The organism is Streptomyces sp. NBC_01217 (assembly GCF_035994185.1).
Classification (GTDB): domain Bacteria; phylum Actinomycetota; class Actinomycetes; order Streptomycetales; family Streptomycetaceae; genus Streptomyces.
Genome location: NZ_CP108538.1, coordinates 7725402 through 7745801, shown reverse-complemented (window position 1 = coordinate 7745801; position 20400 = coordinate 7725402). Strand labels below are relative to the sequence as shown.

General features: G+C 68.6%; 14 protein-coding genes and 1 pseudogene. 5 read left to right on the top strand and 10 right to left on the bottom strand.

Features of this window, described 5'->3' with window-relative positions; genetic code table 11:
* Window positions 1-357: 357 nt before the first annotated feature.
* From OG507_RS34655 to OG507_RS34640, 4 genes and pseudogenes are all read left to right on the top strand, one after another.
* Window positions 358-1428 (top strand): glycoside hydrolase family 11 protein, encoded by a 1071-nt coding sequence (locus OG507_RS34655; protein ID WP_327371053.1) that lies wholly within the window; start codon window positions 358-360, stop codon window positions 1426-1428.
* 976 nt (window positions 1429-2404) lie between these two features.
* Complete coding sequence (locus OG507_RS34650; protein ID WP_327371052.1) at window positions 2405-8164, top strand: family 78 glycoside hydrolase catalytic domain; 5760 nt, start codon at window positions 2405-2407, stop codon at window positions 8162-8164.
* Window positions 8165-8218: 54 nt separating this feature from the next.
* Window positions 8219-8701, top strand: a complete 483-nt coding sequence (locus OG507_RS34645; protein WP_327371051.1) for a hypothetical protein — start codon at window positions 8219-8221, stop codon at window positions 8699-8701.
* A 110-nt stretch (window positions 8702-8811) separates the two neighbouring features.
* Window positions 8812-9219 (top strand): annotated as a pseudogene (locus OG507_RS34640) (hypothetical protein); the annotation flags it as partial.
* Window positions 9220-9262: 43 nt separating this feature from the next.
* Here the strand turns inward: OG507_RS34640 and OG507_RS34635 are convergent.
* The 5 genes from OG507_RS34635 to OG507_RS34615 all read right to left on the bottom strand — a co-directional run bounded on the left by OG507_RS34635 (window position 9263) and on the right by OG507_RS34615 (window position 14795).
* Complete coding sequence (locus tag OG507_RS34635) at window positions 9263-9790, bottom strand: hypothetical protein (protein WP_327371050.1); 528 nt, start codon at window positions 9788-9790, stop codon at window positions 9263-9265.
* A complete protein-coding gene (locus OG507_RS34630) occupies window positions 9787-11223 on the bottom strand; it encodes a HAMP domain-containing sensor histidine kinase (protein ID WP_327371049.1) in 1437 nt (478 codons plus the stop codon). The genes OG507_RS34635 and OG507_RS34630 overlap by 4 nt, the downstream gene beginning before the upstream one ends.
* A complete protein-coding gene (locus OG507_RS34625; RefSeq protein WP_327371048.1) occupies window positions 11220-11903 on the bottom strand; it encodes a response regulator transcription factor in 684 nt (227 codons plus the stop codon). Before OG507_RS34625 ends, OG507_RS34630 begins: the two co-directional genes overlap by 4 nt.
* 64 nt (window positions 11904-11967) lie before the next feature.
* Window positions 11968-13632, bottom strand: coding sequence for a murein biosynthesis integral membrane protein MurJ (gene murJ / locus OG507_RS34620; protein WP_327371047.1), 1665 nt, complete (start codon window positions 13630-13632; stop codon window positions 11968-11970).
* The gene (locus OG507_RS34615) at window positions 13629-14795 is read right to left on the bottom strand and encodes a lipid II:glycine glycyltransferase FemX (protein ID WP_327371046.1); all 1167 of its coding nucleotides are present in this window, start codon (window positions 14793-14795) and stop codon (window positions 13629-13631) included. Before OG507_RS34615 ends, murJ begins: the two co-directional genes overlap by 4 nt.
* A gap of 225 nt (window positions 14796-15020) precedes the next feature.
* Here OG507_RS34615 and OG507_RS34610 point away from each other — a divergent pair, with 225 nt between their 5' ends.
* Window positions 15021-16235: a L,D-transpeptidase gene (locus OG507_RS34610; RefSeq protein WP_327371045.1), complete on the top strand. Its 1215-nt coding sequence runs from the start codon at window positions 15021-15023 to the stop codon at window positions 16233-16235.
* A gap of 287 nt (window positions 16236-16522) precedes the next feature.
* Here OG507_RS34610 and OG507_RS34600 read toward each other — a convergent pair whose 3' ends face one another.
* From OG507_RS34600 to OG507_RS34580, 5 genes are all read right to left on the bottom strand, one after another.
* Window positions 16523-17395 (bottom strand): amino acid ABC transporter permease, encoded by an 873-nt coding sequence (locus OG507_RS34600; protein ID WP_327371044.1) that lies wholly within the window; start codon window positions 17393-17395, stop codon window positions 16523-16525.
* Window positions 17392-18036, bottom strand: a complete 645-nt coding sequence (locus tag OG507_RS34595; protein WP_327371043.1) for an amino acid ABC transporter permease — start codon at window positions 18034-18036, stop codon at window positions 17392-17394. The genes OG507_RS34600 and OG507_RS34595 overlap by 4 nt, the downstream gene beginning before the upstream one ends.
* A 13-nt stretch (window positions 18037-18049) precedes the next feature.
* Entirely contained in the window at window positions 18050-18961 is a 912-nt protein-coding gene (locus OG507_RS34590) for a glutamate ABC transporter substrate-binding protein (RefSeq protein WP_327371042.1), read from the bottom strand.
* A 14-nt stretch (window positions 18962-18975) separates the two neighbouring features.
* Window positions 18976-19719, bottom strand: coding sequence for an amino acid ABC transporter ATP-binding protein (locus tag OG507_RS34585; RefSeq protein ID WP_327372197.1), 744 nt, complete (start codon window positions 19717-19719; stop codon window positions 18976-18978).
* 123 nt (window positions 19720-19842) lie between these two features.
* Window positions 19843-20283 carry a DUF6278 family protein gene (locus OG507_RS34580; protein ID WP_327371041.1) on the bottom strand — a complete coding sequence of 147 codons (441 nt, stop codon included), beginning with the start codon at window positions 20281-20283 and terminating at the stop codon, window positions 19843-19845.
* Window positions 20284-20400 lie beyond the last annotated feature (117 nt).

The window sequence follows — 20400 nt, the reverse complement described above, 5'->3', positions numbered from 1 at the left end:
CCACGGCCGTCTCGTCCGGACACCAGTCGCCTCACATCCCGCCGAAAGTGGGTCCGAAAGTTTCGAGACTTCGAAAGTTTCGGCGCCGCTGCATCGGCGACATTCCAGGCTCCCTCTCTCGATGCTTTACCCACACCCGTGTTGACCAGCGCGGCAGAGATCAATGGTGTCGCCAGAGTTTCGGAAAGGTTACGGAAACCGTTGACAACTCCCTTGCGAGGGCCGACTGTTGTGACGCTCCCCGGCCGTGCATGGGATACACACGACCGGGCTGTGCCACCTCATCGATGAACGCCGACGTGTGCTCGGCGTGTCTTTTGGTCACAGACCGCGCTATTCGCGAGGAGGAAACAACGCATGAGCGACACCTCCCACAACTCCGATCCACGTCAGGTCAGCCGCAGGAAACTCGTCCTCGGCGGTGCCGGGGCGCTGGTGGCGGCCGGGACAGCAGGGCTGCTGCTGCCCGGCACGGCGCGCGCCGCAACGGTCCTCACCAGCAACGCGACCGGTACGCACAACGGCTACTACTACTCCTTCTGGACCGACGACCCGGGCTCCGTCAGCATGACTCTGTCGGACACGGCCGGCTCGTACAGCAGCCAGTGGAGCAACACCAACAACTGGGTCGGCGGTCTCGGCTGGAGCAACGGCAGCCGCCGGGCCGTCACCTACTCCGGCTCGTTCAACCCGGGCAGCAACGGCTATCTGGCGCTGTACGGGTGGACCGCCAACCCGCTGGTCGAGTACTACATCGTGGAGAACTTCGGCCCGTACAACCCCGGTTCCGCCGGCACGAGGCGCGGCACGGTCACCGACGGCGGCGGTACGTACGACATCTACGAGTCCACCCGGACCAACCAGCCCTCCGTGGAAGGCACCAAGACCTTCCAGCAGTACTGGAGCATCCGGCAGAGCAAGCGCAGCAGCGGCACCATCAACACCGGCACGCACTTCGACGCCTGGCAAGCGGCCGGGATGCCGATGGGGGCGTTCAACTACTACATGATCATGGCCACAGAGGGCTATCAGAGCACCGGCAGCTCCAGCGTCAGCCTGGGCGGCGGCGGGACCACACCACCCACCACTCCGCCTCCGAGCGGGGGTACCACTCCCCCTCCGGGGACAGGTGCCTGCACCGCCACCTACCGCACCACCAGCTCGTGGAGCAACGGCTTCAACGGCGAGGTGACCATCAAGGCGGGCAGCAGCGGCGTCACAGACTGGAAGGTGCCGGTGACGCTGGCCAGCGGTCAGACGGTCACCTCGCTCTGGAACGGCACCTCGAGCCGGAACGGGAACGTTCTGACCGTGACCCCGGCCAGTCACAACCGCACCCTGAGCGCGGGGCAGTCGACGTCGTTCGGCTTCACCGTCAGCGGACCCAGCAGCCCGTCCCCGTCGGTCGGCAGCTGCAGCGTGGGCTGACCCCGGCGTTCCGCGTACCCACACGCTCCGGCGCGGTGCCCCATCGGGCACCGCGCCGTTGCCTGTCCTGGGGCTTGGCGAGCCGCTCGGACACGACTCCGGTCGCGAGCGGCCCTGTCGGCGACCGGGTCGCGGACGGCGGGGCGGCGGACGTCTTGAGCCGCGCAGCGTTCGGCGAGGCGCGGAGTATCTCTCGGCCGCTGGTCTCCGCCGATCGACATCTGGAGATGACCGCCAAGAGCAGGGCTGCCGCCCGGTATACGGCACCCTGCGCGAGGGCCGGGTCCGGATGGACGACGGAGTCACCAAGAGCTCCGCGTTCCGCTTCGACATCGAAGGTTCTCCGGCCGACGGTACCGGAGTTCCGCCGGGCGAATCAGTTCAGCGACCGGTACCCCACGGCCGAGGTCCAACCACCGGAGCCCGGACGGCACTCCGGCGGTCGCGTCCGGCCGATCCACCCACGTCTTGGCCGCGGTGCGCGACCTGACCCGCCTGGAGCTGATCACCGAGGCGGTGCGCGCCGTGTTGGAAGAAGTCGCCGGCACCGCTCCGTCGTCCGGCGCGCGGCTGGGCGCGCGCCCGAGGCGCCGGCACGCGAACTCGACACCGGCGAGCGGGCCCTGCGCCGCAGGTTGCGGGCCCTGTGCGACCTCCTCGACGTGGGACGCCGATCGAGGCGGTCGTCTGGGCGGTTCGCGGTGAGCACAGCTGAGATCGCCGCCGCCACGGCTCGACAATGTGTCGTTTCAATCAACGGTAAGCATGGGCTCGGTGGCGTGGTTGCGCACCTGGGCGCGGTCAAGTGCGGTGGCCGATGTTGTCCAAACCCTTGACATGTGACGGCCGCCACATCATTTTTGGAACGTTTCACCTCGCAGCGGGAACCGCGAGGGCCCCCTCTTGCCACGAAAGGCCCGTCGGCATGATGCCTGCCAGACCAGTTGCCGCACTCCCTGTCCCACCCGCCGCCCCAATGGGGCGCCGGTTCTTCGCGCTGCTTGCGGCCCTCGTCATGGTGGCCGCCGCCTTCCTGGTCGCGGACCCGGCGGCCGGTGCAACGAAGGGGCACGGCCTCGCGGTCGGCGCTCTCCAGACGAACGCCCGGACCGAGCCGCTCGGCATCGCGGGCAACGCCCCGACGTTCAGTTGGAAGTCGACTTCGGGCGCCCGTGGCGTGGTGCAGAGCGCGTACGAGGTCCGGGTCGGCACGAGAGCAGCCGCCGACGACGTGTGGTCCTCGGGGAAGGTCGAGTCGAGCGACCAGCTCGACGTGCGGTACGCCGGGCCGGACTTGGCCTCGCAGACCCGCTACTACTGGCAGGCCAGGGTCTGGGACGGTGACGACCAGGCCGGCGACTGGAGTGCTCCGAGCTGGTTCGAGACCGGCATCCTGGACGCCGCCGAGTGGACCGGCGACTGGATCGGCAAGTCCGCCGGTGGCGAGATGGACAAGTGGACCGACTACACCACAGACGTCGACTTCACCCTCGACAACCTGGCGTTGGGCGTCTACCTGCGTGCGTCGGACACCGCAAACGCGTACATGTGGCAGGTCAGCACCGCCGACGGGACCGCAGTCCCGAAGTTCCGGCCGCACAAGAAGGTCAACGGCGGCTACTCCCTGCTCGGGAACATCCCGATCACGACCCTGACATCCGCCCAACTGCTCACCGGCACACACCACCTGTCGATCACCGTCGACGGCCCCACGATCACCACGAGGCTCGATGGCGCCGAGATCGACAGCCGCACCGATGCCACGTTCGCCAAGGGCTTCATCGGTTTCCGCCAGGACCTCGCCAACGAGGGGCCCGAGACAGCGCACATCCACGCTGTCAAGGTCACCTCGAAGGCCGGCGACGTGCTGTTCCGGACCGACTTCTCCGGGCCCACCAACCCGTTCACCGGCGGCACCCTGACGCCGGACGGCCTGCTCGTGGAGAAGAAGCTCGACGCGATCCTGCGGACCAGCGACAGCAATCTGCCGCTTCTGCGCAAGGAGTTCACCACCGACCCCGACAAGACGGTCGCCCGGGCCAGGGTGTACGCCTCCGCGCACGGCACCTACGAGCTGGAGCTCAACGGCAAGAAGGTCGGCGACCAGTTCCTGGCCCCCGGCGACACCGACTACAGGAAGCGCATCCAGTACCAGACCTATGACATCACCGATCAGCTTGCCAACGGCCGGAACGCGATCGGCGCGGAGCTCGGTGACGGCTGGTGGGCCGGCAAGGTCGGCATGTGGGGCCCCGGCATGTTCGGCAACTCGGTCGGCCTGATCGCGCAGGTGCGCATCGACTACACCGACGGCACCCATCAGGTCATCAAGACCGACGGCACGTGGAAGAGCCATTCGGGTCCATACGTGGCTGCCGACAACATCGACGGTGAGACGTATGACGCAGGGGCCGAACAGCCCGGCTGGGACCGCCCCGCCTACGACGACGCGGCGTGGAACCCTGTCACGGTCGGCGCCTCCGACACCGCCAAGCTGGTGCCGCAGCCCGATGAGCCCGTGCGCGCGACCGGCGAGCTTCCGGCACTCACCAGGACCAGTCCTTCCGCCGGCACTTACGTCTACGACCTCGGCCAGAACATGGTCGGCGTCGCCCGGATGCGTCTGCAGGGCGTCACGGGACAGACCGTCAAGATCCGCTACGGCGAGGTCCTCAACAAGGACGGGAGCCTCTACACCGCCAACCTCCGCGCGGCCAAGGTCACCGACTACTACACGTTCAGCACGAGCGGCACGGTCGTCTACGAACCGAAGTTCACGCAGCACGGCTACCGCTACCTCGAGATCTCGAATGTCACGAGCGCACCCGAACTCGGCGATGTCACCGGCGTCGTCTGGGGTTCCGATCTCAAGGCGACCGGAACGCTGACGACCTCCAACGCGATGCTCAACCAGCTCCAGAGCAACATCTCGTGGGGACAGCGCGGCAACTTCCTGTCGATCCCGACCGACACCCCGGCCCGTGACGAGCGCCTCGGCTGGACCGGCGACATCAACGTCTTCTCGCCGACGGCGAGTTACCTGCGCGACACCCGCGCGTTCCTCGGCAAGTGGACGACCGACCTGCGTGACTCCGCCTATAGCGATGGCAACTACCCGGGCATCGCTCCATCGGTGCCGACGATCGACATGGGCAGTGGCCTCGGTTGGTCCGACTCGGCGGTCACGGTGCCGTACGCGGTATGGCACGCGCAGGGTGACAACGCCATCGTGCGGGACAACTACGCGTCGATGAAGAAGTTCCTCGGCTTCGTGAAGAACGGCGCGGGCGACGACCTCATCGACTCGGCGCGTGGCAACTGGAACGACTGGCTCAACCTCGACGACAACACCGGCACCGATGTCCTCGGCACCGCGTACTACGCCGAAGACGCGCGCATGCTTTCGGAGATGGCGAAGGCGATCGGTGAGGACGCCGACTCGGCGACCTATGCGAAGCTCTCAGCCGATGTGCGCGATGCCTTCACGTCGAAGCTCGTGGCGGCCGACGGCACGGTCCGAGGCGGGAGCCAGACGGCATACGCCATGGCGCTCGGCATGAACCTCGTGACCGATCCGGCGCTGCGCGAGAAGGTCGGCGAGAAGTTCGTCGCCAAGCTCAAGACCAGCGACTACCACCTCACGACCGGTTTCCTCGGAACGCCGTGGCTTCTGCCGGCGCTCAGCAGCATCGGGCGGTCCGACCTGGCCTACACGATGATCCTCAAGAAGGACTACCCGTCGTGGGGCTACGAGATCGAGCACGGTGCCACCACGATGTGGGAACGCTGGAACTCGATCAACCCCGATGGCAGTTTCGGCGATGTCAGCATGAACTCCTTCAACCACTACGCCTATGGCGCGGTCGGTGACTGGATGTATCAGAACATCGGCGGCATCTCGGCGATCAAGGCCGGCTACAAGGAGTCGAAGATCGCCCCGGCCATGGGCGGCGACCTGACCAGCGGCCATGGAACCTACGAATCCGTGTACGGGACGATCGGCTCGAACTGGGAGAAGACCGATCAGGGAATGTCCCTGGACATCACGGTCCCGGTCAACACGACCTCGAGAGTCAGCATCCCGGCCCGAAACATCGAGGCCGTGACCGAGGGCGGCACGCCGATCACGAAGGCCGAGGGTGTCAGCGATGTATCGGTCGGCAAGGGCGTCGTGACGTTCACCGTCGGCTCGGGTTCGTACTCGATCCACTCCGACACCAAGCGCGCCCTGTTCGGCGACATCGTCTCCGAAATCCACAAGACCGACGACCATGCCGACGACCTGGCAACGGCGGGTGACCTCGGTGCGGCGAGCCGCACCCACATCGGTGGGGCACTCGACACCGCGAGCGGCAAGGTCGAGGATGCCCTCGCGGCGGACGTCGCAGGCGATTCAGGTCAGGCGTCGCAGCGGCTGAGCGACGGCGTGGCGACAATCCGTACCCTCAAGTCCTGGCTGGCCGACTCGTCGGTCGACGGACCGGTCAAGAACGACCTGACGACCCGTCTGGAGTCGATCGAGGCGCTGTTCGGCAAGGCGGTCGCCGCGAATCTCGGAATCTCGGTGGTTGTCCCGCCCGTCGCCGAGCCGGGGCTGCCCGGAGCGAGCGTCCCCGGAACGATCGGGATCGCGAATGCCGGTGATGTCGCGATCAGCGATCTGAAGGCCGTCGTGACGGTCGACGACTGGAATGTCGACCCGACCAGCTCGACCAAGGACACGGTCGGAGCGGGCGACAGCGCACAACTGCCGTTCACGGTCAGTGTGCCGAAACACCAGAAGCCCGGCACGTATGACGCCTCGGTCAAGCTGACCTTCACCAGCCAGTACGGGACGTTCACCCTGAACGACTCGACGCCGTGGGTCTCGGTGACGTCGGGCGTTGACATCACCACCGTGACGTCGGCCAACCCGGTCGACGGCTCCGAGGAGAAGGCCACTCTGACCGCGACTGTCGAGAACAACAGCCGCTCCGCCGTGTCGGGCCAGGTCACGGCGGTCCTGCCGGAAGGGTGGAAGACCCCGCCCGCCTCCGACCGGGTCACGATCGAGCCCGGGGCGACCAAGGTCGTCGTACTCCCGCTGTTCCCCGGACTCGAGACCGTCGCGGGTGACCAGGACGCCGAGGTCGACTTCGTCGATGAGGGTGTGACGCTCGCCAGCAAGAACGCGACGATCAGGGTCAACCTCGCGGTACCGCCGACACAGGATGTCCTCGACTACGTCGACTTCGGCAACGCGGCTTCGGAGAATGCCCACGCAATCGTGGCCGCACCGGCCAGCGGGACGAACATCGAAGCCGGCCTCGACCGACGCTATGCGAACTCGGCCAACCCGGGCTCGTGGTACTCGGCCGTGGTGCATGTGACGCCGGGTAAGCCTTTCATGCTCCGCAACCGGGAGACGTTCGACGGCGCCAGGACGAAGAAGTACAACATCTACGTCGACGACACCCTGGTGAAGACGTACATGCTGAAGCGCACCGAGACCGGTATGGGCACGAAGACCTATCAGACGGTCATCGATGATCCCGCCGCGATCGACAACGACGGCACCGTACGGATCAAGTACGAGTTCCCGCTCGATTCCTCGGGCTACTTCGACCCGTCGATCGCTGACAGCTGGGTGCTGCCGGTGTCCGACGACAGCCTGGCTCCGCTGGCCTCCGCGACGGTGACCAGTGCCGCCGCGCCCGGCGACAACGGCTGGTACCGGGGTGACGCCTCCGTGGCCGTCACCGCCGTCGACAACCGGGACACCGCTCCCTCGGTCGAGGTCGGCCGGTCCGCCGGCTGGCAGGCGTACGTCGCTCCGGTCATGGTCAGCGGTGACGGCAAGCACTCGGTCCACTACCGGGCGAAGGACACGGCCGGCAACTCCACCGGTCAGCGGACCGCGCAAATATGGATCGACGGGACCGCTCCCGTCACCCAGCTCGCGGTCACCCGCGGGCCCGGGACGGCGGAGGCAGACCGGGCCACGGTCGGCTTCACCGCCCAGGACACGCTCAGCGGCGTCGCGACGACGACCTACCGGATCGACGGGAGCGCCTGGAAGGTGCTGGCCGGCGAGACTCCCGCGGTCGAGGGCTTCGGCCGGCACACGGTCGACTTCTTCTCCACCGACGTGGCCGGAAACCCGGAGCCGGTGCACTCGGTGGCCGTCGACCTGGCGGACGTGGACACCATCAAGGCCCTGGTCGCTCCCCAGATCGCCGGGACACCGAAGTACGGCTCGGTGCTGACCGCGACCACGGGTTCGTGGAACACCAAGGGCCTGTCGTTCGCCTACCAGTGGCGCCGCGACGGGCATCCGATCGGCGCCGCGAACGCCTCGACCTACCGGCTGGTCCGGGCCGACATGGGGCATCGGCTGTCGGTGACGGTGACCGCGTCCAAGGCCGGAAAGGCTCCGGCGTCGTCGACCTCGGCCGAGACCGCCAGGGTGACCGCGGCGAAGTCTCAGGTCGTCGTCGGCCTCTCCGCGACGTCGGTGAAGAAGAAGCAGTCGGTGACGCTCACGGTCACGGTCTCGACCACGGCGGGCACACCGGGCGGGAGCGTGCTGGTCTACGAGAACGGGCACCGGGTCAAGACCCTCACACTCTCGGCCGGCGGCACCGCCTCGACTGCGCTGACGATGAATCAACGGGGCCTGCGCACCCTGAAAGTGGTCTACGCCGGCGACGCGTCGGTCGAGGGATCCTCCTCCCAGGTGCACGTTCGCGTGCTCTGATCCACGAGCCCCGCCCGATCCACCGCCAGCCGACAGCCGAGCCGAGGAGTCCCCGTGAAGATCGCCCTGCGCGCCCGGTTCGTCACCTTCACTCTGGCAGCGGCCTTCGTCGTGGCGGTGCTTCCCGGCGTGACGCAAGTGGCGCAAGCCGCGTCCGCCGAGCCGACGTCCTGCGGGGACAACGCCGGCTCGGCGGGCTTCCAACGCCCAGCGTCGGATGCCGAAGGCGCTCGCCGTCACGGTGTTGTCGCCGACCGGGCTGAGCAACCACGACGGCTGCCACTTCGGCTGGTCGAACGGCTACAAGCTGTTCGTGGAGCAGGTGGCGGCGCCTCCTCCGCGGCGTATGACGCCGATGACGTGCCCTCGACTGGCGTGACGACTTCGGCGGCGCGCGTAATGGGCCCTCCCTTCATGACGAAGGCCGCCAAAATCGCGGCGGGTGATCAGCTTGTCGGGAGCGCACCGCTCATCCGCTCGCGCCGTACGCCAGGCAGGGGTACCTACCGCGGCACCAGCAATTGCCGCTGTTCCTGACGCCTCGTTCTCATGACGAAGGCTCCCACCGAAGCGGGAGCCTTACATTCCCGCAGGTCAGGGGGCTGATATGAAACTGAGTTCAAGGTGGGACTCTTGGAACACGCCTGAACCGGCGCATGGCCGCCCATCTGCACTCGCTGCTGCCGGGTGTGAAGGTGAACACCGATCCGGAGCCCGGGCCCGACCGGGGCGCCTTCCAGATCAGTTCGGAGCGCTACCGGGCGGAGAAGGGGATCGCCGAGTACGTGCTGCTGGCGCGGTTGACGGCAGGTCAGGAAGCGTGTCCGGTCTTTCTGTTCTGCGGGCAGCAGGCAATCACCAACCAGGCGGCCTCGCGCTATCTGGCCCGCAATTACGAGAAGCTGGCCCGCAAGCACGGCAACACCACCTTCTGTCTGTTGCTGAAGGTGGTCAACTCGCAGGCGTACGGCCCCGATGTGGTGGAGCTCGTCACCGATGTGACGCGGGCGGCGCAGACCCCCGCACCTGCACCGCGCACCTCGCACCTCGCACCGGGCGACGAGCTGAGCCAGGCCGCACAGGGCGGGGAGCCACCGGTCAGACGGTGCAGTGGGCCGGACCGATAACACCGTCGCTGCCGGTCACCTTCACCGCCGCGCTCCGGTCCGCCGTGCGGGCCTGCGCCACCGTGCAGATCAGCTGCTGCCGGGCGACCTCGGAGAGTTCCGTGACGGCGATGTTCACCCGGACCGACACCCCGCCAGGACCCAGGGTCAGACTCAACGCCGGGCGGGTGTCGGGGAGTTCGGTGCGCAGGCCCGTCTCTGCCTCGGCCTTGGTGGGCCCGTCGAAGAGCATGGTGATCGCCTTGTCCGAGACACTCCGCTCCTGGCCCGAGCCTGCGGAGCCGTCTTCCGACGTCAGGGCTATCGGCCGTACGACGGGCATCAGCAGGTTCGCGGACGACGAGGACACGAAATAGAGCAGCGTGCTCTGTTCGTCTCCCGGGGGCACCACCACGATCGCCGGTTCGCCGACCTCGACGACATCCGTCGCCTGTATCCCGCACCCGTTCGCCAGCAGTACGAAGGGAAGCAGGGCGCCCAGCGCGCGAATCCGCCTCACTGCCCCTCCAGTGGCAGCGTAACGGTCAGGACCGCGCCGCCACCGGGCCCGTTCGCCGCGTGCACGCTGCCGCCGTGCAGCCGTACGTTCTCCTGGGTGATCGCCAGGCCGAGTCCACTGCCCGCCGAGCGGGTGCGGGCCGCGTCGGCCTTGTAGAAGCGGTCGAAGATGTGCGGCAGCACGGCGGGGTCGATGCCCGGTCCGTTGTCCGCGACCTGGATCACCAGCCGCTCCGCCGCACCCGGCCGCTCGGTGCGCAGCCGTACGGTGACGGGCTGCGCGCCGTGCCGCAGGGCGTTGCCCACCAGGTTGGCGACGACGACGTCGAAGCGGCGTGGGTCAAGCATCGCCCGTACGCCGTCCGGGAGTTCGGTGCTGACCCGGTCCTCCCAGTGCCGGCCCTGGAGGGTCTTGCGGATCGTCTCGGCGACGTCGACCTCGTCGAGGTGGAGATCGGCGGCCTTCGCGTCGAAGCGGGAGATCTCCATCAGATCCTCGACGAGGGTGGCGAGCTTCCCGGTCTCGGCGCTGATCAGCCGGACGGCCGCCGCGGTGTCGGCGTTCAGCTGGGCGGCGTCCTCGTCGAGTACCTCGGTGACGGCGAGCATCCCGGCGAGCGGGGTGCGCAGCTCGTGCGAGACGTCCGAGGCGAAACGCCTGGCCCGCGCCTCCGCCCGCCGGAGCTCCTCCACCGACTCCTGGAGCTTGGTCGACGACTCGTTGAACGTCCAGGCGAGTTCGGCGAGTTCGTCGGAGCCCTTGACCTCGATACGGGTGTCCAGCTCGCCCCGGCCGATACCGGCCGCGGCCCTGCGCAGATCGCGTACCGGGCGCAGCACGCTGCGGGCGGCGAGCAGGGCCGGCACCAGGGCGACCAGGAGGGCGGGCACGGCGCCGTCGCGGGCCGCGGTGACCATCGCGTTGACATTGGCCTCCTCGGTGGAGAGCGGCATCACGGCGTACAGGACGAGTCCGGTGGGCTGGGGTCCGTCGCCCCGGTCGAAGAGTGCGGGCATCCCGACGGTGAGCCAGGGCTTGCCGCCCTTGACGACCCGCTGGAAGGAGCCGTGGGCGTTCGCCCGGACGGCGTTGCGCAGTGCCGGTGTGATCACGCCGGAGGTGGGCTGGTCCGTCGAGGAGACCTTGATGTTCCCGTATTCGGCGAAGACTCTCCAGGTGTGCGACTGGCCCTCCCTGGCCAGGGTCCGGCAGGTCCGCCGCAGCTGCTCGGTGTCCACCGGCAGGGTCACGGCCTGCTCGCCGATCCGGTCGCGGAACTGGGCGACGGCCGTGTCCTGGGCCTGCTGGAGGATCGCGGAGCGGGCCTCGCGGTAGGTCAGGGTCGCGGTGGTGACGGCGCTGATCGCCGCGACCAGGAGGAAGGCGGCTATGAGGCGGGTGCGCAGTCCGAACCGGGCGGCGAAGAGCTTCATGCGATCGGCCCGAAGCGGTAGCCGAAACCGCGCACGGTCTGGATGTAGCGCGGGCTGCCCGCCACGTCCTCGATCTTCTGCCGCAGCCGCCGCACACAGGCGTCCACCAGGCGTGCGTCTCCGTGGTAGCTGTGCTCCCAGACGTATTCGAGGAGCTGCTGCCTGCTGAAGACCTGCTCGGGCGAGGCCGAGAGGTGGAGCAGCAGCTTCAGTTCGGAGGGCGCGAGCAGGAGGCGCCGCCCCGACTTGGCGACCGAGAGCCCGGCGCGGTCGACGGCCAGTTCGCCGTGGAATTCGACGCCGCCGCGCCCCGCCGGTTCGGCGAGCCGGCGCAGCACGGCACGGATCCTGGCCTCGATCACTTCGGTGCGGGCGGGCTTGACGATGTAGTCGTCGGCACCGGCCTCAAGACCGACGACCACGTCGAAGTCGTCGCCGCGGGCCGTCAGCATGATGATCGGCAGCTGGCTGGTCTCCCGTATCCGCCGGCAGACCTGGACCCCGTTCATTCCGGGGAGCATCAGATCCAGGAGCACCAGATCGGGCCGGAACTCCCCCAGTGCGGCCAGCCCTTCCTCGCCGGTCTCGACGGCCCGCAGCTCATGACCGCGCCGCCGCAGCCCCAGCTCGACCCCTTCGCGTACGGAGGGGTCGTCTTCGATCAGCAACACGCGCGGCATGGCATCAGTATCCCAGCGATCAAGGAATGGATTCGGACCGGTGGCCGGAGTGCGTGCCGGGGGCTCAGGCCCGGCGCAGCCGCCCCCGGCCGGCCGCGATGGCGGCGCTGATCTCCCGCAGCCGCAGCGGCCGTGCCAGCAGCGCCACGGTGAGCAGGAGTACGACACCCCCCGCCCCCACGGCGGCGAAGTCCCCGGACCCCGAGCAGGCGCGAGCGGCCAGGTACCCCAGCAGTCCGGCGGGCGCACATGCCACGACCAGCCGGAACTGGGCCCACAGCCCTGGCGAGCGCAGCAGCGAGGGCCGGGCCGCGTCACTGCCGGACAGCCTGCGGTGCAGTACGTACGCGGTGACGCCGAAGCCCGCGAACAGTGCCACGGAGTAGGCCCCGGCCATGCCGGTCACGGCCCAGCGGACCGGGAGCAGCAGATACGCGGCCACACAGAGCCCGGCGTCGAGAGCGGCGATCACCAGGTTGAGGAAAAACGGGGTGCGGGTGTCGCTCATCGCATAGAACGCGCGGGAGAGCACGTACTGCCCGGAGTAGGCGATCAGTCCGGGCGCGAACGCCATCATCATCCCCGCCATGACCGCGATGTCCGCGTCGCCGGCGCGCCCGTATCCGTACACGGCTCCCATCACCCAGGGCGCGAGCGCGAACAGCAGGGCCACAGCGGGGACCACGGCCGCGGCCGAGGTGCGCAGGGCGTAGGAGACGTCGCGCCGCACTGCGGTCAGATCGTTGTCGGCGGCCGCCCGGCTCATCCGGGGCATCAGCGCGGTGACGAGCGAGACGGTCACGATGCCGTGCGGCACCACCCACAGCTGAAAGGCGTAGCTGTACGCGGTGTAGCCCACGCCGCCCGGCACATGCTGTTCGGCGGCGTGCTGGCCGGTGGCGGTGGAGAGCCGGGTGACCACCCAGTAGGCGAGCTGGTTGGTCAGCACGAGCATGACGAGCCAGCCGGCCGCGCGCAGCGGCCGGGTGAGTCCGCTGCCCCGCCAGTCGAACCGGGGCCGCCAGCGGAACTCCGCGGCGCGCAGCGCGGGCACCAGGGCGAGCGTCTGCACGGCGATCCCCGCGGTGGTCCCCCAGCCGAGCCATTGGGCCTGCGCGGGGGTCAACGTGCCGTCGGAGCCTGCCGCGACGGACAGATGGATCCCGAACACCGCGATGATGACGACGTTGTTGAGGACCGGTGTCCACATCATCGCGCCGAACCGGTCGCGGGCGTTGAGGACTTGGCCCAGGAGGGTGAACAGTCCGTAGAAGAGGATCTGCGGCAGGCAGTAGCGGGCCAGGGCGATGGTGAGTTCGGCCTGTTCGCCGTGGTAGTCGGGGGCGTAGACCGAGACGATCCATGGCGCCCCGAGGACCGTGAGCGCGGTGAGAGCGAGAAGTCCGATCGTGCAGAGGGTGAGCAGCCGGTCGGTGTACGCGGCTCCGCCGTCGGCGTGGTTCCTGGCGGCCCGCACCAGTTCGGGGACGAAGACGGCGTTGAGCGCACCGCCGATGAGCAGTGTGTAGAGGATGTTGGGCACGGTGTTGGCGACGTTGTACCCGTCGGCCTGGAGTCCGGTGCCGAGCGCGGCGACGACGACCGCCGAGCGTATGAAGCCGGTCGCCCGGGAGACGATGGAGCCGGACGCCATGACGGCGCCGCTGCGCAGCACCGAGCGCGGCCCCCGTTCCGCGGCCTTCGGGGCGGCCGCCTCGGTGGCCGTCATCGGCGCGCCAGGTACGCCTGGAACGCGCGGTACAAGGTGTTGTTGGCCGCTCCGCCCACCGATGTCTCCCACTCTCCGAGGGTCTCGACGACCTGACCTCCGGTGCCGAGCTTCCAGCGGAGCAGCCCGAAGGGGCGGTCGTCCGGGTCAAGGGTGGAGGGTACCCCGCGCATGTCGTACACATCGGCGCCGAGCGCATGGGCGTCCAGCATCATCTTCCATTGCAGCGCGTTGCTGGGACGGACCTCGCGGCGGTGGTCGGCGGAGGCGCCGGTCTGGTACCAAACCCGCCGACCGGTGCTGATCATGGTGTGGGCGGCCAGGATCTCGCCCTCGTGGACGGCGAGATACAGCTTCATCCGGCCGGGGTGTTCGGTGTTGAGCACGGCGTACTGCCGCTGGTAGTACGCCAGGGAGCGGCCGAGCCGGAAGCCGTCGCGTTCCTCCGTGATCCGCAGCAGGCGGTGGAATTGCGGCAGTTCGGCCGCACCGCCGACAATGATCCGCACCTCGGCCTTCCGGGCCCTTCGGACATTGCGGCGCCACTCCTGGTTGAGTCCCGACCACAGCTCCTCGGGGGTGCGTCCGGCGAGCGGCACCTGGAAGACATGGCGCGGCTGTGCGTCGGCGTCCCCTCCCCCGTCGCCGCCGCAGCGGCGCCAGCCGCGGGCCCTGAGCCGTTCGGCCACGGCGGTGCCGAGCGGGTCCACCTCGGTCGCGAGGACGTCACCGACCGTGCGGCCGGGGCCGGTGGCCGCCTTGAGCCGGGCCGCGTCCCAGCGGCGGTACGCCGGTGACGGACCGATCCGTACGGCGAAGGCCCCGGCCTTGCGCAGGTGCGCCATGAGCGGGCGCAGCCAGCGGTCGATGCCGGGGTCCGCCCAGTCGGCCACCGGGCCCTCGGGCAGATAGGCGAAGTACTTGCGGGTTCCCGGGAATTGCCGGTAGAGCACCAGCGCGGCCCCGGCCCAATCGCCCGAGCCGCTGTGCCAGCCGACCGTTTCGGAGGTCCACTGGTCCTTCACCGAGGCCCAGGACGGGTACTGCAGAAAGCTCGCCTCAGTGCGGGTGGAGACGAAGGCCCGGTGCTCGGCGGCGGTCAGGCTGCGTATCCGTAGCTCGTGGTCGTGGCTGTGGTCTCCGGTCGCGAGCAGCGCTGACATGGTCGTGGCCCTCCCTGGTCCGCCCCGTTGTCGGCTCCTCGGGGCTGCACAGGATGCTCACAGCGGTCCGTGACGGAGCCGAGCGGCGAATGTGACCGGACCATGACCGTTGCGCTGCGGTCCATGTCACACAGGAGATTTCCCGGTTTTCGGCCGATTTGCGGAACCTATCGTCGGGTGAACACCTCTCCACCGACGAGAAGCAATGCCTTGGAGGTTTTTCCGTTGATCTCTGCACGTCGGCGCATACGCCGTGCCGCCCCGGCCGTCCGCCCGGTCCGGCTCACCCTGATCGCCGGTACCGCGGTGCTCGGCGCCGCGCTCACCGCCTGTTCCGGCGCCCCGGCGTCGGACTCGGGCAAGGGTGCGGCCGGGGTCGCACCGGCGCACGACACCAAGATCTCGGTGAACCTCCAGGGCGCCGGCGCCACCCCCGGGAAGCCGGTGCAGGTGACGCTCGCCGCCGGAAGGCTCAGGGCGGTCACGGTGAGCGCGGCCGAGGGGGACGCGCTCACCGGCCGGATATCCGCCGACGGGAGGACCTGGACGTCGGACCGGGTGGCCGCGCCCGGCACCACGTACAGCGTCGAGGCGAAGGACACCGAGGGCGGCAGCGACAGGGCCGGATTCACCACCGCCGGGGCCGACAAGGTCAACAAGCTGACGCTCGCCCCCGGCAAGAACACCACGGTCGGCATCGCCCAGCCGCTGTCGGTCGTCTTCGACAACCCGGTGAAGGACAAGGCCGCGGTCGAGAAGGCCCTGAAGGTCTCCACCTCGAACAACACCGAGGGCTCCTGGGGCTGGCTGCAGGACTACTCCGGCAGGGACCGCGTCGACTGGCGGCCCGAGGAGTACTGGAAGCCCGGCACGAAGGTCACTCTCGACGCCGATCTCAACGGCATCGACTCGGGCCCCTCCGGCGGCTGGTTCGTCCGCGACTACACGACCACCTTCACGATCGGCGCGAACCAGGTGGTCAAGGTCGACCTCGACCGCCACCGGCTGGCGCTGAAGCGGGACGGGAAGACCGTCATGGACGTGCCCATGTCGGCCGGCACCCCCGGCGGCGAGAAGGCGTCGTGGCGCGGCACGGCCGTGCTGATGTCCAAGGAGGGCACGATCAACATGCGCTCCGAGACGGTCGGCCTGGGCGACGCCTACGACAAGATGGTCGACTCGTCGATGCGGCTGACCTGGTCGGGGATGTACGCACACGCGGCGCCCTGGAACGCCGCCTACTTCGGGGTGGCCAACCACAGTTCGGGCTGCGTCGGGATGAGCGATGCCAACGCCGCCGCGCTGTACCAGCGGGTGCGGGTCGGCGACCCCTTCGAGATCAGCGGCGCGGACGCCAAGGGCACGGTCGCGGAGGGCAATGGGTACGGGGCGTGGAATGTGACGTGGTCCGACTGGCAGGCGAAGAGCGCGCTGAAGTGAGTGGCAGTCCGAGAAGTACGCCTCGCCGCAGCACATCCGGGGCGGGGCCGGGTTCCACACCGCGCTGACCGGCAACAAGGAGAGCGGCACCTTCGTCGCACATCTCCACGACGAAGGGCCGCTCGGCCTCGGCAACCTGGTCAGCCACAAACCGACCGGCGCACAGCTGACCTTCTCCTCACGCACGGCGGACCCGTCGTACGTGTCCGTTGCCTTGCGCGAGAAGTGATCACCGGCTGCTGCCGGGCGGGCACTGCTCCTCGGGGGCCGCTTCGCAGCGGTCCCGGCTACTGCACTCCCGGCAGCAGCGTTCCTGGTCCGGCCGGTGCGACCTCCACGGCCTTCGTCTTCGGATTGCGCCGCTCCCGCTTGGCCACCCAGGTCGCGAACCAGGAGAGCAGCATGCACATCCCGATGTAGATCGGCGAGATCACCATCACCACGGGGATGAAGGGGAGATCGTAGTCGAGGTTGGAGGCGATGAGTTTGCCCGCGTGGAGGAATTCCTCGTAGGTGATCAGATAGCCGAGCGAGGTGTCCTTCAGCGCCACCACCAACTGGCTGATGATGGTGGGCAGCATGGCCCGCACCGCCTGAGGGGCCAGTACGAACGTGGTGACCTGCGTCTTGCGCATTCCCAGGGCGTACGCGGCCTCGCGCTGCCCGCGGTCCACCGAGTTGATCCCGGTACGGAACACCTCGGCGAGCACCGAGCCGTTGTACAGGGTCAGACCGGCGACCAGGGCCGGCAGCGGCTGCACCTTCAGGGCCACGAAGATGAAGAAGATCATCACCAGTACGGGCATGGCCCGGAAGAACTCGACCAGCAGCGTCGAGACCCAGCGCACGAACCGGTGGTCGGAGAGCCGCCCGACGGCGAGCACCGCCCCGAGCACCAGCGAGAGCACCGCGGCGTACGCGAACGCCTTGAGGGTGTTGCCCAGCCCGCGCAGCAGCAGCTCCTGGATGCCCTTGTACTCGAAGGGTGTCCACTTGGCGCTGGTGAACTGATCGGTGTCGAAGAGCAGATAGAGGACCCAGCCGATCAGGGCGAGGATCAGGGCCGTCGAGACGATCCCGTACACGCGGTGGCGTTTACGGGTGACGGGGCCCGGGATGTCGTAGAGCGCGGTGGCGGGCGGCGCGGTGCGGGTGGTCATCGGGCGACTCCCCAGCGCTTCTCCAGCACATTGAAGAGCGCACTGATGGACAGGGTGATGATCAGGTAGCCGACGGCGATCCAGACGAAGGTCCAGATGATGCTGTAGCCCAGCTCGTTGAGCGTCTTGTAGGTGCCGAGCAGCTCGGTGACGCTGAACGCCCCGGCGATCGCCGAGTTCTTGGCGAGGGCGATCAGCGTCGAGCCGATCGGCGGGATCACCGAGCGGAACGCCTGGGGCAGCACCACGGCGTTCAGTGTCTGGCCGAACGTCATGCCGAGGCTGCGGGCCGCCTCGCCCTGCCCCGTCGGCACGGTGTTGATACCGGAGCGCAGCACCTCGCAGATGAACGCAGAGGTGTAGCAGCCGAGCGCGAGGACCGCGAAGACCTTGAAGGGAAGCACCAGGCCGAAGCGCGGCAGTCCGAGGAGGACGGCGAAGAAGAGCAGTGTCAGCGGGGTGTTGCGCAGCACCGCCACCCAGACCGTACCGAGCGCCCGGAGCGAGCCGACGGGCGCCACCCGGAAGGAGGCCATGAGGAAGCCGAGGAGCAGGGCCAGGATCGAGGAGTAGACGGTCAGCTCGACCGTGCCGAGGAAGCCCTTGCCGTAGAGCGAGAAGTTCTCTGTGAGTACGTCCATGGTGCCCGCCCTCTCAGGTCGCCGGGTAGCGGTCGATGGGCGGCGGCGTCGGCGCGGGTACTCCGGACAGGCCGAGCGTGGCCTCGAACGCCCTCTTCCAGTTGCCGTTCTTCTCGTTGGCCTCCAGGGCGTCGTTGAGTGCGAACCGCAGCGCGTTGTCGCTGCGCGGGACGCCGATGCCGTATGGCTCCTCGGAGAACGGCTTGCCGACCACCTTCAGCTCCTTGGGTGCCTTGGCGGCGAAGCCCAGCAGGATCGCGTCGTCGGTGGTGACGGCGTCGACCTGGTAGGTCAGCAGGTTGTCGACGCAGATCGAGTACGTGTCGTAGGCGACCAGGACCGCCTTCGGGTAGTCGGCGGCGATCCGCTGGTACGGCGTCGATCCGGCCGCCGAGCAGACCGTCTTGCCGGCCAGGTCCTGCGGGCCGTTGATGTCGTGCTCGTCGGTGCGCACGAGCAGCGACTGCCCGGCCATGAAGTAGGGCCCGGCGAAGCCGACGAGCTTCTTGCGCATGGCGTTGATGGTGTAGGTGCCGACGTAGTAGTCGACCTGCCCGTTCTGCAGTGCCGTCTCGCGGTTGGCGGAGGCGATGGTCTTGAAGCGGATCGTCTTCGGGTCGAAGCCGAGCGAGGCCGCCATCATTCTGGCGATCTCGATGTCGAAGCCGGAGTAGACGCCCGTGGCCGGGTCCTTCTCACCGAGATAGGGCTGGTCCTCCTTGGCCCCGACCCGGAGGTATCCGCGCTTCTTGGCCTTCGCCCAGGTCGGTGATTCGGGCAGCCGGAAGCCGGTGTCGACCTTGTACACCGGCAGCTGCTCGGGCTTCGGGCCCTTCACCGGCGGGCTGCCCTCCTTGCCGCACCCGGCGGCGAGCACGGCCAGCAGGAGACCGGCGCAGGCGGCCAGAACTCTTCTCGTACGCAACACGGAAGTCCCCGTCAGTGCTTGAGGATCTTGGACAGGAAGTCCTTGGCGCGTTCGCTCTCCGGAGCCGTGAAGAACGACTCGGGAGTGCGGTCCTCGACGATGCGGCCGTCGGCCATGAAGACCACGCGGTTGGCGGCGGAGCGGGCGAAGCCCATCTCGTGCGTGACGACGACCATGGTCATGCCGTCCCGGGCGAGCTGTTGCATGACCTCCAGCACCTCGTTGATCATCTCCGGGTCGAGCGCCGAGGTGGGTTCGTCGAAGAGGAGCGCCTTGGGGTCCATGGCGAGGGCGCGGGCGATGGCGACCCGCTGCTGCTGGCCGCCGGAGAGCTGGGCGGGGAGCTTGTCGGCCTGCGAGGCGAGTCCGACCCGCTCCAGCAGCTCGCGCGAGCGCCGGTCGGCCTCGTCCTTCTTCCGTTTGCGGACCTTGAGCTGGGCGAGCGAGACATTGGCCAGTACGGTCTTGTGCGCGAACAGGTTGAACGACTGGAAGACCATGCCCACTTCGGCCCGCAGCTGGGCCAGCCCCTTCCCCTCCTCGGGAAGCGGTCTGCCGTCGATCGCGATGTGACCCGACTCGATCGTCTCCAGCCGGTTGATGGTCCGGCACAGCGTCGATTTCCCGGAGCCGGAGGGGCCGATGACCACCACCACCTCCCCGCGGCCGACGGTGAGATTGATGTCCCGCAGTACGTGCAACTGCCCGTAGAACTTGTTGACGTCCCGCAGCTCGATCAACGGATCGACGGCCATACGCTGCCCCACCCACTTGTCGCTATGTCGAGGTCAGCGCAAACTATCCAGCGCGAAAAGGGACTTCGCCGTCGACACGCACACGTGGGGCACAAGGCGTCTTATCTGGTTTTGGCGAAAGCCCTACCCCTCGGCCGACTCTGCATACACCTGTGAGAGCTCGGGGCTGCCGGCCATCGCCCAGTCCAGTCCGGCCTCGACGACATCGATCTCCCGCCCCGAGGAGAGCCGCACCACGGGCTGCCCGCTCGGCCAGATGTTCCAGACGGCACCGGGGACATTGCGCACCAGGACCGTGCCCAGGTACAGCCCCGCGTCGTTACCCAGCCAGGGCAGCTCCTCGGGGTCGTCGCGCCAGCGCGGCGGCAGCTGGTCGAGAGCCGCCAACGAGGCCGGGCTGTCGTCGAGTTCGAGCCCCCGCTGCCCCGCCCGGACCCGCAGCAGCTCGCACTCGGCAAGGAGCTGGGCCACGCCCTCGGGATCACCCGCGACGGCGGCGGCGAGCCCCGCCCCCCGCGTACCGTCGTGACGCTTACGCCAGTTGTCCAGGAAAGGGATGTTCATACCACTCAGGGTCGCATCCCAGGCGTGTTACGCACCATAGGGCGCGCGGCCTGTCGTTCGAGTGCTGAACCGGGCGCGAGCGGATCCGGGCTGGTAGGTTCGCGATCATGTCCAGCC